This is a genomic window from Flavobacterium saliperosum (assembly GCF_900100625.1).
Lineage (GTDB): Bacteria > Bacteroidota > Bacteroidia > Flavobacteriales > Flavobacteriaceae > Flavobacterium > Flavobacterium saliperosum.
In genome coordinates this window covers 16,973-31,685 of record NZ_FMTY01000007.1, presented here as the reverse complement: position 1 = coordinate 31,685, position 14,713 = coordinate 16,973, and the positions used below count along the sequence as shown (strand labels likewise).

At 42.8% G+C, this 14,713-nt stretch carries 14 protein-coding genes; 2 read left to right on the top strand and 12 right to left on the bottom strand.

All coding sequences use genetic code 11. From position 1 onward, the window contains the following. Positions 1-5 precede the first annotated feature (5 nt). Together pheS and BLQ05_RS11690 are read right to left on the bottom strand one after the other, a co-directional pair. Positions 6-1,025, bottom strand: coding sequence for a phenylalanine--tRNA ligase subunit alpha (gene pheS, locus BLQ05_RS11695; protein WP_023577630.1), 1,020 nt, complete (start codon positions 1,023-1,025; stop codon positions 6-8). A 134-nt stretch (positions 1,026-1,159) separates the two neighbouring features. Continuing rightward, complete coding sequence (locus BLQ05_RS11690) at positions 1,160-1,516, bottom strand: hypothetical protein (RefSeq protein WP_023577629.1); 357 nt, start codon at positions 1,514-1,516, stop codon at positions 1,160-1,162. Between the two features lie 204 nt (positions 1,517-1,720). Here BLQ05_RS11690 and BLQ05_RS11685 point away from each other — a divergent pair, with 204 nt between their 5' ends. Continuing rightward, positions 1,721-2,254 (top strand): CvpA family protein, encoded by a 534-nt coding sequence (locus tag BLQ05_RS11685; protein ID WP_023577628.1) that lies wholly within the window; start codon positions 1,721-1,723, stop codon positions 2,252-2,254. Here BLQ05_RS11685 and BLQ05_RS11680 read toward each other — a convergent pair whose 3' ends face one another. The 9 genes from BLQ05_RS11680 to BLQ05_RS11640 form a co-directional block, all read right to left on the bottom strand. Continuing rightward, positions 2,255-2,998, bottom strand: coding sequence for a tetratricopeptide repeat protein (locus tag BLQ05_RS11680; protein ID WP_035655056.1), 744 nt, complete (start codon positions 2,996-2,998; stop codon positions 2,255-2,257). A 78-nt stretch (positions 2,999-3,076) separates the two neighbouring features. After that, positions 3,077-4,924, bottom strand: coding sequence for a BatD family protein (locus tag BLQ05_RS11675; protein WP_238321156.1), 1,848 nt, complete (start codon positions 4,922-4,924; stop codon positions 3,077-3,079). Continuing rightward, positions 4,908-5,651: a tetratricopeptide repeat protein gene (locus BLQ05_RS11670; protein ID WP_035655053.1), complete on the bottom strand. Its 744-nt coding sequence runs from the start codon at positions 5,649-5,651 to the stop codon at positions 4,908-4,910. Before BLQ05_RS11670 ends, BLQ05_RS11675 begins: the two co-directional genes overlap by 17 nt. Next, a complete protein-coding gene (locus tag BLQ05_RS11665; protein WP_023577624.1) occupies positions 5,651-6,685 on the bottom strand; it encodes a VWA domain-containing protein in 1,035 nt (344 codons plus the stop codon). Before BLQ05_RS11665 ends, BLQ05_RS11670 begins: the two co-directional genes overlap by 1 nt. A 2-nt stretch (positions 6,686-6,687) precedes the next feature. Continuing rightward, the gene (locus tag BLQ05_RS11660; RefSeq protein WP_035655084.1) at positions 6,688-7,689 is read right to left on the bottom strand and encodes a vWA domain-containing protein; all 1,002 of its coding nucleotides are present in this window, start codon (positions 7,687-7,689) and stop codon (positions 6,688-6,690) included. After that, on the bottom strand, positions 7,689-9,293 hold the full coding sequence (locus BLQ05_RS11655; RefSeq protein ID WP_035655051.1) for a hypothetical protein: 1,605 nt from the start codon (positions 9,291-9,293) through the stop codon (positions 7,689-7,691). The genes BLQ05_RS11660 and BLQ05_RS11655 overlap by 1 nt, the downstream gene beginning before the upstream one ends. Before the next feature lie 2 nt (positions 9,294-9,295). Continuing rightward, positions 9,296-10,162: a DUF58 domain-containing protein gene (locus tag BLQ05_RS11650; RefSeq protein ID WP_023577622.1), complete on the bottom strand. Its 867-nt coding sequence runs from the start codon at positions 10,160-10,162 to the stop codon at positions 9,296-9,298. A gap of 90 nt (positions 10,163-10,252) precedes the next feature. Further along, positions 10,253-11,257 (bottom strand): AAA family ATPase, encoded by a 1,005-nt coding sequence (locus tag BLQ05_RS11645; RefSeq protein ID WP_023577621.1) that lies wholly within the window; start codon positions 11,255-11,257, stop codon positions 10,253-10,255. Positions 11,258-11,409: 152 nt separating this feature from the next. Beyond that, entirely contained in the window at positions 11,410-12,216 is an 807-nt protein-coding gene (locus BLQ05_RS11640) for a DUF4382 domain-containing protein (protein ID WP_035655083.1), read from the bottom strand. A gap of 123 nt (positions 12,217-12,339) precedes the next feature. Here BLQ05_RS11640 and BLQ05_RS11635 point away from each other — a divergent pair, with 123 nt between their 5' ends. Next, entirely contained in the window at positions 12,340-13,497 is a 1,158-nt protein-coding gene (locus tag BLQ05_RS11635) for an ATP-binding protein (RefSeq protein WP_023577619.1), read from the top strand. A 65-nt stretch (positions 13,498-13,562) separates the two neighbouring features. On the opposite strand, the gene BLQ05_RS11630 is transcribed toward BLQ05_RS11635, so the two are convergent. Next, the gene (locus BLQ05_RS11630; protein ID WP_035655050.1) at positions 13,563-14,708 is read right to left on the bottom strand and encodes a hypothetical protein; all 1,146 of its coding nucleotides are present in this window, start codon (positions 14,706-14,708) and stop codon (positions 13,563-13,565) included. Between the last annotated feature and the right edge of the window lie 5 nt (positions 14,709-14,713).

Here is a 14,713-nt window from a genome sequence, read left to right as displayed (position 1 = left end):
AATTATTATATGCTTGATTTGAACTGCTCCAGAAAACGCACATCGTTCTCATAGAACATTCGGATGTCTCCAATTTGATACAATAACATGGCAATACGCTCGATACCCATACCGAAAGCGAATCCGTTGTATTTGTCGGCGTCGATACCGCAGTTTTTCAACACGTTCGGGTCGACCATTCCGCAGCCCATGATTTCCAACCAGCCGGTTCCTTTGGTGATACGGTAATCGGTTTCCGTTTTTAAGCCCCAGTAAATATCCACCTCAGCACTTGGCTCCGTGAACGGGAAGTACGACGGACGCAGACGGATTTTCGATTTTCCGAACATCTCTTTGGTGAAATACAACAGGGTTTGTTTTAAATCGGCAAAAGAAACATTCTGGTCGATGTACAAGCCTTCCACCTGATGGAAAATACAGTGCGAACGTGACGAAACGGCTTCGTTACGGAACACGCGTCCCGGTGAAATGGTACGAATTGGCGGTTTGTTGTTTTCCATGTAACGCACCTGAACGGATGACGTGTGCGTGCGCAACAACACATCCGGATTGGTTTGGATGAAAAACGTGTCCTGCATGTCTCTTGCCGGATGGTACTCCGGAAGGTTCAACGCGGTAAAGTTATGCCAGTCGTCCTCGATTTCCGGACCTTCGGACACGTTGAATCCGATGTTCGAGAAAATATCGACGATTTGATTTTTTACGATAGAAATGGGATGACGCGACCCGATAACCAACGGTTCGCCCGGACGGGACAAATCGCCATAGATACCGCCTGCCACTTCTTTGCTTTCCAGGGCTTCCTGAATGGTTTTCACCTTGTCTTCGGCAGTGGTTTTCAGCAAATTGATGACCTGACCGAATTCCTTTTTCTGGTCGTTCGGCACGTTTTTAAACTCGGCGAAAAGGTCTTTCAACAAGCCTTTGCTTCCCAAAAACCTGATTCGGAAGGCCTCTAAAGTGTCCTTATTGTCGGTGGTAAAAGCCTGCGCTTCACCAATGTATTCTTTAATCTTGTCTGTCATCGTCATTCGGTTATTGCGTGCAAATTTAGGAAAAAGTTGGAAGTTAGATTGCAGAAATCAGAAATTAGATTGCAGAAACTTTAATGGTTCGCCATAAAAAGAATCGTTGCATTCTGACACCAGAAATCTGTTTGCTATTTAATCAGTTCTTTTTCCAGAAAGTAATTTACGATAGCGTCTTTCATCAGTACCGATTGTTCTCCGGCTTTCAAGGGCGGTAATTGCTCTTTTATCTGATAATGCGGCCAGCCTTCTTCGTCAAAAAAGTCGAATTCGTAGTAACCGTAAGGCTCCAACAACCGACAAATGGCGATGTGCATGAGGTTTAATTTTTCGTCTTTTTTGAACGTTCGGTTGAGTTGCCCCAGTTCCTGTACACCGATTAAATAAATTATGGCATCCAAATCCAAGGTTTCACCATCGGCGAATTGGTTGGAAAGTATCGTGACCACTGCTTCCCAGCGGATTTTTAATTGTTCGTCTCTTGACATATTTTAAAGTTATGATTTATGAATGAATGAATTAATTATGAGTTCATTATTCATAAAATTTATTTGCAAAGATACTAAGTTGTAAACTGAGAAACGGAATCTTAAGAAAAGTCTTTTTCTTCTTCCTTTTTACTTTTCCCTTATCCCTTTTTCTGTCTGTTCTTTTATCTTTGCTCTTTTATCTATTCTCTATTTTTTTCAATTATGGGTTTTATCGATATCGTATTGGCCGCGCTTTTGGTCTTCGGACTGATTAAAGGATTACGCAACGGTCTTTTTGTGGAACTGGCGTCGCTGATTTCGCTTTTTGTCGGGATTTACGTTGCCATTAAATTTTCCTATCTGGTACGTGATGCTGTGGGAAGCGTCGTATCGTGGTCGCCCAAAACCATTCAGGTTACCGCCTTTGTTTTAACTTTGATTGTGGTGGTGGTCGCGATTCATCTGTTGGCAAAAGCCTTGACCGGAATCGCCAGTTTTGCATTTGTGGGCTGGCTGAACACCTTAGGCGGCGGCCTCTTTGCTGTACTTAAAACCGCGTTGCTTTTGGGTGTGGTACTGAGTCTGTTTCAGAAAGTGAATATCAATAACATGCTGGTTTCCAAAGAAACTCAGGAAAACTCGTTACTCTTTAATCCGATTTTGAAAACTTCGGAATTTTTACTGCCGGTATTGACGGATTGGTTTGTGGATCTGAAAAAAAGTGCTGTTGGAAATTCAGAAAACACTGAACACTGATTACTTCAACTCTTTAATCGCGTCTTTCTCAATCCAGCCTTCGGTTTCGTCCGTAAGCTGAATTTTGCGCCATTTGTCCTGATTTTCCAAAACGAAAACTTTGGTGCCTTCGTGCAGCACAAACGCTTCCGGTGCAGCCGCTTTGGGTTCGTTTTTTACCGAAACCATCTCCGAAAACACTATCGCAGGTCTTTCCTTTTTGTAATTGTTCCGCTCCGTAATGGCGGATCCGACACTGATCAGCATGAAGAAAAAAGCCACAATCATTCCCACAAAAAACGTACGCTTTAACATCGACGTGCTACCGAAATAGTAACCGATGAAAAACAACAGAAACAATGCGGAAAATCCGGTCGCAATTCCCGCCCAGGTATCGTAATGAAAAACATCTAAGGCATCGTTTATCATTTTGGAGAAACCAACTTTCGGAACAACTTTTATCTCGTCGATGGCCATTTTCTGGGCGAATTTCAGGTTGGTCTGAATCTCTGTGTCATTAGGATGTAACAATAACGCTTTTTCATAGTTGTACACTGCCGGAGCAACCTTGTGCAATTTGTAATAGGTATTTCCCAAATTGAAATACAATTCGGCCGACTGTTGCCCGGATTTCACAATCCCTTCATAAACAACCACCGCTTCCTCGTAATGTTCTTTTTTGTACAATTCGTTGCCTTTTTCGAAAGCCGATTGTGCGTAAAAGACCTGGGAAATCAATAAAAATATGTAAACTAATCTCTTCATCACTAAATTATATTATCCGCTTAACTCACAATCTCTTTGCGTTCTTTGCGCTTGCTTTGCGAACGTTGCGGTTATATTTTAAATCTGTTTACTCAAATCGGAAATTACCGTCACCGCCTTATCATAATCCTGTTGCATCGCCACGCCGGTTGACGGGGCGTAACGGGCGAATTCGCAGTTGTCCATCAATTTCATGAAATCGCCGATGGTTTCCGTTTGCGCCTTTTTCGACACCAGCAATTCCTGAATGTTCTCCTTCGTCATTTCGGACGTTTCAATGTGCAGTTTCGCCTTCAGGAAGTTGTGCAGGGCACGTTCCATCGCATCGTAGAACAATTCTTTGTTGCCCAATTGCTTGCTGGCTTCGGAAAGGAATTTTTTGGCCAGTTTGTTCGACTGACGGATTTTATTTCCAGCCACATCACTGTCCATTGCTTCTTTTTTCTTCTTCGCCAAAACAATAATCGGAAGGATTAAGAACGGCGCGAACAACAACGAATAAAACAACGTGGAACCTAAGAAATCATCGGTTGCAATCGGAGACAACTCGGTTTTTGATTTGATAAACGCAAACTGATCGCTCTTGGTAACGGTTTGTTTTTCTGCCGAAGCCGTATCGTCACCCGATGTTGGCATTGGTCCGTCCAGAACATTGATTCGGATTTCTTCGGAAGTGATTGTTTTATAGGTTTTGGAATTCAGATCGAAATACGAAAACGACAACGGTTTTATCGTATAAGTTCCTTTGTATTGTGGCACAATGGTATACGTGTCTGAAATTGTTCCCTGTGTTCCCGTTAAAGGTGTGGTCACATTTTCTTTATGCTCCGGATCGTACATTTCCAAAGCGCTTGGCACTACCGGTTTGGGCAACGTGAACAGTTTCATGTTTCCTTTTCCGGCGACACTTACTTCCACTTGCAGGGATTCGCCTGATTTTAAAGTCGTTTTAGAAGGCTTTACTTTGAAATCGAAATGCCCTACCGCTCCGGTAAAATCCTCCGGTTTTCCGGTTTCCGGCAAGGCTTTCACCGTTATTGTCTGTGCGCCTGCCGACACTCTTTTGGTGCCGTTAGTGATTTCCATTCGGCCAAAAACATCCCGACGGCCGGTAGGTGCCTGCATGGTAATGTCCAAAGTCAAAGGTTCAATTTTCAGTTTTCCGGATTCCTGCGGATACAAGACCGTTTTTCGAAGCACCACATAACGGTAATCTTCTCCGTTGTATTTCCCTTGTTGCACCGACAAATTTTTCACGTCGATGCTCTGACTCCAGAAATTATTGTATTTCGGACTCGCGGTTTCCCGAAAATCACTCACACTCACGTACGGACTCACATACAGTTTGTAAACCGCGGTAATCGGTTCGTTCAGATACGGATTGGGATTTGATATTTCAGCCACCAGATGCACGCCATCGCCTTTAAGTTGAGGTGGTGCCTGAGGCTGTTGCGGTTGACGCGGCCTTCCGTTTCCGAAAATAATCGCAAACGGATCTTCTTCCTCTTCGGGTTCCGGTTGGGCCACGGCATTCCCTACGGTTACTTTAACCGGATTGGTTTTGTATACTTTTCCGCCGATTTCAATCGAAGCCGGTTTGATAACAAACGTTCCTTTTTTAGTGGGTGCCAAAAAGAAGGAATACGATTTACTGAACGATTTTCTTCCGTTGACCCAGGAGTAATTCACCGATTGATTCGGTCCGCCGAAAACTTTAAATCCTTCAAATGAAGGCGCTTCAAAATTATCGCCATCATCGTTCATGGTGAAATCCACCCGCAAACGTTCGTTGATGCCAATAGTGTTTTTACTCACCGTGGCTTTGAATTCCACCTGAGCAAATACCCCTTGAACGGTGAGTAATAAGAGGAAAATATAATTTTTTATTCGTGCCTTCATCATTAACAGCTTACCAGTCTTTTTCATTTCGGGAGGGTCTTCCTTTTACTTCCTTGCCTTTTACCTTATCCTGAATTTTCTTTTCTTCATTGTTTAAAGCCTCCAAAAGATTTTCCATGCGTTGTTTGGACGTTCCGCCTGGTTGTGGTTTCTGAGGCTGTTTGTCCTCATCGCCTTTGCCGTCTTTCTTTTCCGGATCTTTAGGGTCGTCTTTCTTGTCCTGATTTTTATCCTGTTGATCTTTCTTATCTTCTTTATTGTCTTTTGGCTGCTGGTCCTTGTTGTCGTCTTTATTCTTATCCTTGTCCTTATCGTTATTCTTGGGCGGATTTTCTTTTAATTTTTGTTTAGCCAAAGCATAGTTATACCTTGTCTCCTCGTCGTTCGGGTTGTTGCGAAGCGCATTTTTATAGGCTTCCACTGCCCCCTGATAATTTTTCTCGGTCATCATGACATTCCCTAAATTGTGGAAGGCTTTGTGTTTTTGACGCTTCCCTTTGGCATTTTCCAAGGCTTCCACATACGCATGTTTTGCCTCACTGGGTTGGTTCTGACGGTAAATGGCATTCCCTAAATTATAGGATGCGGTAGCCCGACGCGGATTTCCGAATTGGGAGATACGATAATTCGCTTCCGCTTCCGCGTATTGCTTTGCGGCAAATTCTTCGTTTCCTTTGGGTAGGTTTTTGTCTTTCTTTTGCGCAAAAAGCACTACCGAAAAAAGCAACAAGCCATATTTAAGTAACTGCTTCATTATTCTTTTTCATTAAATAAATTCAACTTTTTCACCCAAGCCGTTTTTCTTTCGAGGAAGAAAACATCGATCAGCAACAGAAAAAAGGCGATGCCCAAAAACCATTGGAATTGCGATTCGAAATCGGCAATCTGTTGGCTTTCGAAATCCGTTTTTTCCAGATTATCCAATCCGTTTTTCACGAATTCCAAGACTTCTTTTGTGCTTCCGCCGAAAACATAGCCACCATTCGCGTTTTTAGCGATGGTTTTTAAGGTTTCCGGATACAATTTGGTAATAACCGTTTCGCCGCTTTGGTCTTTTTTGAAGCTTTCAATCACCCCGTTATAGCGCAACGGAATCGGTCCGCCTTTTTCGGTTCCGATACCGATGGTAATCACTTTTATTTTTTTGTCTTTGATTTCCTCTAACGCCTCATCGAAACCTTCACCGTGATCTTCCCCGTCGGAAAGCATGATGATTAATTTACTGGTTTGCGGATCATCAAAATAGGAACTTGCCAATTTCAACGCTTCCCCCAAAGCGGTTCCCTGCGACGAAACCATATCGGTGTTCATACTTTGCAGGTACATTTTCGCCACACTGTAATCGGTCGTTATCGGTAAAACCGGATAGGCACTCCCCGCATATCCCACAATTCCAATTCGGTCAGAGCCCAATTGATTGATGATTTGGGAAACGACCTGTTTGCTCTTCTCCAATCGGTTCGGGGCAATGTCTTCGGCCAGCATACTCTTTGAAATATCTACGGCAAAAACGATGTCCACTCCCTGACGTTTCACAGTTTCCATTTTGGTACCGATTTTCGGATTTACCAAGGCTAAAACCAGCGCGGTTAATCCCAACAATACCACCACCAATTTCAGAATCGGTTTGAAAACTGATTTTTCAGGGCTCAATTTTTTCAGCAACTCCAAATCGCCGAATTCCCGTTGCTTTTTGCGTTGCCAATACAAGTTGACCAAGAAAAGCACCAGCAATACCGGCACAATTGCCAACAGGTAAAAATATTTCGGTTCGTCAAATTCCCACATAACTAGATAAAACTTCTAAAAATGGTTTTTCGTAATAACAGTTCCAACACTAAGAACCCTAATGCGAACAAAGCTAAAGAACGGTATTTTTCATCGTAATTGTAAAAACGTTGTTCCTGTACTTCGGTGGTTTCCAGTTTGTTGATTTCGCTGTAGATGTTTTCCAGGCTTTTGTTGCTGGTGGCTCTGAAATACTTCCCGTCGGTCATCATCGCGATTTCCTTCATCAATTTTTCATCGATTTCCACTTTCATCATACGGAACAAAAATTGTCCGTTCGGTGCAATCGCATATGGAAATTCCGCCATGCCGTTGGTTCCGATTCCGATGGTGTATACTTTAATGCCAAACTCTTTTGCGATTTCCGACGCCATTCGCGGGTCGATAAATCCGGAATTGTTCACCCCGTCGGTCAATAGAATAATGACTTTACTCTTCGCTTTACTGTCTTTAAGTCGGTTGACCGCTGTGGCCAATCCCACTCCGATTCCGGTTCCGTCCTGCAAGACATTGTCGTATTTTACTCCGTTAAGCGCTTCCAAAACTACCGCTTTATCACTGGTCACCGGTGTTTTCGTATAGGCTTCCGCGGCATACACCACCAACCCTATTCGGTCGTTCGGACGTTGTTCCACGAATTCGGCTGCCACTTTTTTCAGTGATTCCATACGATTCGGTTTCAAATCCTTAGCGAGCATACTTCCGGAAACGTCAATCGCCATAACAATGTCGATGCCACGGGTGGTTCTTGATTTATTGGTTACGTCTGTAGATTGCGGTCGGGCCAAAGCGACGATTAACGAAGCCAACGCCAATATGCGCATGGCAAACAACAAGGGTTTCATTTTCGGCAAAACCGAATGTGCGGCTTTAAATCCTTTAACGGAACTTACCTTCAAAGTGGCCGACTGTTGGTTTCTTTTCCAGAAATACCAGCCGATGGCTAATGGCAGCACTAAAAACAGCCAAAAGAATTCCGGATTGGCGAAAGTGATATTCTTCATCATGGCGCTGCTTTTCTAAGTTCGACTGATTCTAAAATTCGTGCCGTGATTTTCTGTCCGAATTCATCTCCTTCTTTGTACATGGTCAGTATCTGTTGCAATCCTCCATCTTGGCTGAACATGACGAATTCGTAGTACACTTTCGTGGACTTCTTACTGATGCCGTCCAGCATGTTCATGGTTCCGTAGGCTTTTCGTCCGGACAAACCTTCGCCGGTATTGAAATCTTCGGTTTTCACGATGATATCCTGAGCGCCTTTCAGCTCCATGGCCTGCAAACCGCCTTCAAGCGCTTTATCCAGATCGATTTGGGTTTCTTTTTTGTATTTTAACGTGCTTACGGCAATATAATACTCGTCGAAGTAACCGCCAAATTCGAAAATCTGCATTTCTTTGACCATGGCCATAACGGTTTTCGGAACTTCTTTTTCCGCATCTTTTCGTTTCAATACTTCGGGAGTTGAAATAATGATGCCCGGATTGCCGTATTCGCTGGTAATCCAATCTTTCTCGTGCAGTGCTTCAGTAGAGCTGCCAAAAAGATTGATTCCGTTAAAGAATATCGAACCGAGGATAAAGAAAATAGTGAATCCGGCCACGAAACCTATAGCGGCATTGCGCTTTTTAATTTTTCGGCGTTTGAGTTCTTCCTGTTGTCTGGCATAATCCGAATCGGTTTCGTCTTCCTCGATTTCTTTCGGAAGCGCCTTATCGATGGTCAGAATGATTTTTTCGATATTTTTTCGGTCTTCGGAAATTTCAAAATCCATCGGTTTGGACTTCGCGAATTTCACCAAATCGGCGTTTTTGAGGATTTTTTCGAACGTTTCCATCGTTTCCTGACGGATGCCCATTTTCTTTTTCATCGACGCTTTTTTCATCGCTTCCAAAAGTTCGTCGGTGGTACTTTCCATAGCCGGAATCTGAACCGTTTCTTCGATGTAGGTACGCGTAATATCGGTCATTTCGGAATAATACGATTTCACATCGCCTTGTTCCAAAAGGGATTTTTTCTCTAAATTCTGTAATAGACTGGTCGCTTTTTCAATAGGCGAAGCATAGATTACTTCTTCCTCTTTCGGACGGTTTTGGTATCTTTTGTACAACAAATAACCCAAAAATCCCAATCCGCACAAAACAACAATCCCCAGTAAATACCACCAAAAGTTGGACGACGGATCTTTAACTTCCACAATGGGTTTGATGTCGTACATTTTTTGTTTGAGCGTATCCACCACCACATTGTTCACTTCAATTACCGCAGAATCCGATAAAAACTGACGGTTACCGATTAACACCGGAATTCTTGGTATCACATAACGCCCCGAATCGAATTGGGTTAATCCGTATTTTTTGATGAATTCGTACTGCGTCTCTTTTTTAATCGTATCGACCGGATAGGATTCCAAAACCTCCAATTGTCCGATACTTTTCGTTTCCGGAAAAGCCACGCGGGTTTGTTTGGTTCCTTTTACTTTCAAGGTTAAGTTGAATTGGGAGCCAATCTTGATTTTAGTCGAATCGACGCTGGTTTGCACCGGTTGTTGTGCAAAACCCAAGGCGGTCATCAGTAAAAAAAGAAATATGTAAAGTTGTTTACTCATTTTTAACTTCTAGCTTTAAAATAGCCCAATAATTTTGTCACATAACTTTCGTCAACGCGCGTACTTACGGTTCCGGAACCGCATTTGGAAAACGTTTCCCTGAAATATTTCACGTTGTCCTGATAGTTTTTCTCATATTCCAGGCGCACCGCTTTCGAATTGGTATTCACCACCAGGATATCCCCGGTTTCGGCATCTTCCATGGTGACCATTCCGAGGTTGGGCATGGTTTCTTCGCGAACATCATACACACGAACGCCGGTTACATCGTGTTTTTTGCCGGCAATTTTTAAGGTTTGTTCGTAATCGGCCGACATGAAATCGGAAATTACGAAGACGATGGCTTTCTTTTTCTGCACGCCCGAAAGGAATTTCAGGGCCTGGGACAAATCGGTTTTTCTGCTTTTCGGCTCGAATTCGATTAATTCCCGGATGATGCGAAGTACGTGTGATTTCCCCTTTTTGGGTGGAATGAACAATTCGATTTGGTCGGAAAACAGAATCAGTCCGATTTTATCGTTGTTCTGTGTGGCCGAAAATGCCATGGTAGCCGCGATTTCGGTAACGATTTCGCTTTTCAGCTGGTTTTTGGTTCCGAAGCTTTCCGAACCCGAAATATCCACCATCAGCATCATCGTTAGCTCGCGTTCCTCTTCGAAAACTTTCACATACGGTTCGTTATAACGCGCCGTTACGTTCCAGTCAATCGCACGAACATCGTCACCAAATTGGTATTGGCGTACTTCCGAAAAAGTCATTCCGCGGCCTTTAAACGATGTATGGTATTCGCCCGAAAAGATGTGATCGCTCAATCTTCGGGTTTTGATTTCTATTTTCCGTACTTTTTTTAGTAATTCTTTGGTATCCATATTTTCAGTGGTCAGTGGTCGAATGTCAGTGGTCAGTTAAATACGTTGCGCAGAGCAACTGATTACTGATGACTAAAAACTGTTTACTGATTAAGGTACTTCAACTTCGTTAACGATTTTGTTGATGATGTCTACCGAAGTCACATTTTCGGCTTCCGCTTCGTAGGTGATTCCGATTCTGTGACGCAACACATCGTGAACTACAGCGCGAACATCTTCCGGAATGACATAGCCACGACGTTTGATAAACGCATAACATTTCGCGGCCAAAGCCAGATTGATACTTCCACGAGGCGAAGCTCCGAAACTGATTAACGGTTTTAAATCGGCCAGCTTGTACTTTTCAGGGTAACGTGTGGCGAAGATGATATCCAAAATGTATTTTTCGATTTTCTCGTCCATGTATACTTCACGAACGGCTTGTTGCGCGCGTAAAATCTGCTCTAAAGAAACGACTTGGTTTACTTTTTCGAATCCGCCGTTTAGGTTTTGACGGATCACCAGACGTTCGTCTTCCATTTTAGGGTAATCGATAACGACTTTCAGCATGAAACGGTCGACCTGTGCTTCCGGTAATTGGTAGGTTCCTTCCTGCTCCACCGGGTTTTGTGTCGCCATAACCAGGAACGGCTTGTCTAATTTGAATGTTTCATCCCCAATGGTTACCTGTTTTTCCTGCATCGCTTCCAGCAACGCCGATTGCACTTTGGCAGGAGCTCGGTTGATCTCATCGGCCAGGACGAAATTCGCGAAAATGGGACCTTTCTTAATCGAAAAGTCGTTCACTTTCATATTGTAAATCATGGTTCCCACTACGTCGGCAGGAAGCAAATCGGGTGTAAACTGAATTCTGCTGAAAGTACCGTGAACCGCTTGTGACAGGGTATTGATGGCTAATGTTTTCGCTAATCCGGGAACTCCTTCCAAAAGAATGTGTCCCTGAGCCAAAAGCCCGATAAGTAATCTTTCAATCATCGTTTTCTGACCTACGATTACCTTGTTCATCTCCATAGTCAGAAGGTCAATAAAAGCACTTTCTCTCTCTATTTTTTCATTAATCGCTCTAATATCCAGAGTAGTTGTTGTATCTTCCATTTGTGTGTTTTTTTGAGCCGTGAAATTAATAAGATATTTTAATAATGCAAATTGATAATTAATTTAGTGCTTTGTTGTTAATAATTGGTTAAAAAACAAAAGACAGCCTTGGTTTTAGCTGTCTTTTAATAAAATTTTTATTTCTCTTTAACTTATGGCAGTGTGAGGCTTCCCATGTTGGTTATTTCTCCGTTAACCACCACCACATTTTCAACGACTAAAACAGTCAGTCCGGAAGCGATGTCGGGGGTTAGCGTTACCGTATACGTGCCGGAAGGGATACCGTTTAACTGAAACACGCCTTGCTCATTGGTATACGCCGAAACCAACGTTCCGTTTACCTCAACGGAAGCTAACGTTTGCACCGTAATTGGCAAAATTGTTCCTTTGATGGCTCCGGAAGTGGCCTCGGTGGTAACCCTGATGACCGGATGCAGATTGTAATTTCCGGAGCCGCCGGCCTCAACAACAACAGAGTGCTCCACGTCAAAATCCAAAAGGAAGTTATACGTTGCTCCGGCCTGCAGTGTTTGGTTTATCTGTAATTTCAATCCGGATTGTTGGGCGCTTGGGGTGTTTAAGGGGTATGTCACTCCGTCTTTCACTACGGTGTTTTCATCGCCTAAAACCAAACGAATCTGACCCAATAAGCCTGACGGCACTTCGTTATCGGCTAATAAAACAGTAATACCTCCTGTTAAATCCAACAGGTTGTAAATTCCGGGGCTGATGTTTCCGATACTCACCCATCCGTTATCCGAGGTGTCGGAGTTGTTTTTAATCATCACGTCCAAAACCTCAACATTGACTTCATCGTAATCGCCAGGGGCATCTGTCATACGAACCGTTACTTTTGAAGTTCCTTGCGTAGTGTCATCCTCGTCGTTACAACTTATCAATAAGCCGGAAAGAGGGGCGATAATCAAAAGCAACATCAAATACTTTTTTAAATTTTTCATGAGAATCTGTTTATAAATTAGTACATTCATAACGCATCCTTAAGAGGACATCTTACAAACGTTAACAAAAATTAACGAACTTTATAAAAATTTTGTGTTTTTAAACCTAAACCCTTTTTTGAGATGATCAACAAACGTCTTCTTATTAAAAACCTGCTGGCTCACAATGATGAAAGCAGTTTTTATGACAAAAAAAGACAGCTGAATCTGCATACCAAGGAAGGCAAAGCGAAGTTCCTGAAACACATTTGTGCGCTTTCCAATTCGAATCCGATGAACAATTCGTATATCGTAGTGGGTGTGGAAGATCAGGACAATGAAATTGTGGGGGATGATTTTTTTGACGACAGCCGGATTCAGAATCTGGTGAATGCTTTTCTGGAACATCCGCCGAAAATCCAATACGAGAACGTACCCTTCCCGAATTTACCCAAAGACAAGGTGGTGGGACTGGTAACCATCAAACCGAACAATAAAATTTCGTCGTTTAAAAAAGGGATTCACACGATTGCCGCGAAAAGTGTTTTTGTGCGTCGGGGCAGTAATACGATTCCGGTGGAAACGACCGACGAGATTCCGATGTCGATTAAAGCCAAAAACCTGAATACGGAAACGGTCATCAGCATTGAAAACAATTCGCGCAACAGCATTGCCCATACGTTGGAAAGTGTAATTGATTTTATGAACAACCGCCACAAGGACATGAACCCAAAGTACAAGGTTTTTAAAGAACTTTTCGTGGTGTGTTGGGCGGGCAACAAGAAGCGGGTGCGCGATAAAACCTTCTTTTCCCGCGTGGACATCGAACTGATTAACGAACAGGTGAAACTGTTTTACTCGGCACTGGACGAGGTTACGGTGGAGTATACCGACAACAATTTCACGATTACCGAATATGTTCCGCTCGGGCTGAACGACAAGACGAGTTATTATCCGCTGGAGAAGGTGACGCTTCATTTTTATGAAAACGGCTACTACAAAATGGACACGGAAATGTTGTTTGAACCGCCGGAATACAACCGGAAAATGCTGTACCACATTTACAATTCGAACTTAACGCTTATTGCGAAGCTGCAAAAAGGGTTGGTTTTATCGGATCGGGAAGAAAAGGATCTGGAAAACCTGCCTTCTACGCTGATGATTTGTTACCTCAACGGTTTTGAGGAGGCCAAGTACAAACTGATTGACGCGAAACCGTTTTTAAAAGCGCGGGAGCACTCCTCGGTTTATGTGTCGTTTAAGGAAGTGATGCGTATTTTACGAAAAGTGAAATACAACTAGGCGCTAAAGCAACGTAAGAGTATTTCTACCGTATATAAAATAAACGTGAGGAGCAGTTGTATCATTTAATCGAATTCGTTGAGGCCGTATAGGATTTCTTTCATTTTGGTGCCGTTGACTTCCACCGGTTTGTAGGCCACGTTGAACTTGTTGATGGCTACGTCGATATCGGCTTTTAGTTTTTTGTATTCCAGCGGCAGTTTGGTTTCACATTGTTTGGCGTTTTCATAACTGTTGAGGATGATTTTGAATTTCTCGTAGAATTTCCCGCCCTGATCGATGAAATTATTGTACTGGGTGATGAACTGCAGCAGGCGATCGATGGGAAATTCCATGTTGACCTGCATTTTGTATTGTGAGGTTCCTGTGGTGGTTTTCATTTTGGCAAGGTATTCTTCCATTTTTTGGGTGATGGTTTCCCAATCGTCATTCGTTCGACAATTTTCCAATGTAGCAACATACCCGATCGGTTTGGTATAATCCTTAAAAAGCAACTCTATTTCCTTCTTGATTTTTTCGTTACTGGTTTGCAGAAAAGCGGTTTCGAAATAAATCGTATTCAAATCATTCTGCATGCGCAGTGTGAAATCGAGGATACAATCCACATTGGCCAGTTCTTTTTCCTTTTCCTCTTTGGTAAGGCTGGAAGCGATCATGTTGGTGAAGGTCTGCACCACCGAAACAATGGTATTAGTACCCAATACAGCAGTTAAATCCAGGCTTGTCTTCTTGTCTTTTTTGGCGTTTACTACTTCTTTTAACTTGCTGTATTCGGGGTACTGATTGGGGTTTGAAATTTTATTGATTTCGTTCAACGTTCTCACCGAAGCGAAATGATGGTCCAGACTCAGTACTTTTTCGTATAAGGTCTTGATAACCTGTAACCCTTTGAGGTAACGGATTTTGGAAATTTCACTGTTCGTTTCCAACTGAAGGAAGTGGATTTGTTCTTTGATTTCGTCTTTTTTAATCAGAAAATCCATTTTCCGGTCCCGGTTGTTTTCTGTAGCCAACCCTTGGTTTATTTCGGTCAATTGATTGCTCAACAGCCGGTATTTGGTATGGTATTCTTTTTGGACACGCTGAATTTCAACTGTCAACTCCATAACAACTTCGTTCGGTTCTTTTTCGGAATCGAAAACAGTTTTGGCCTGCAATTGTTGTATCAGAAACAACAGCAGAATGACGAATTGGTATTGGATTTTTTTCATGTGAA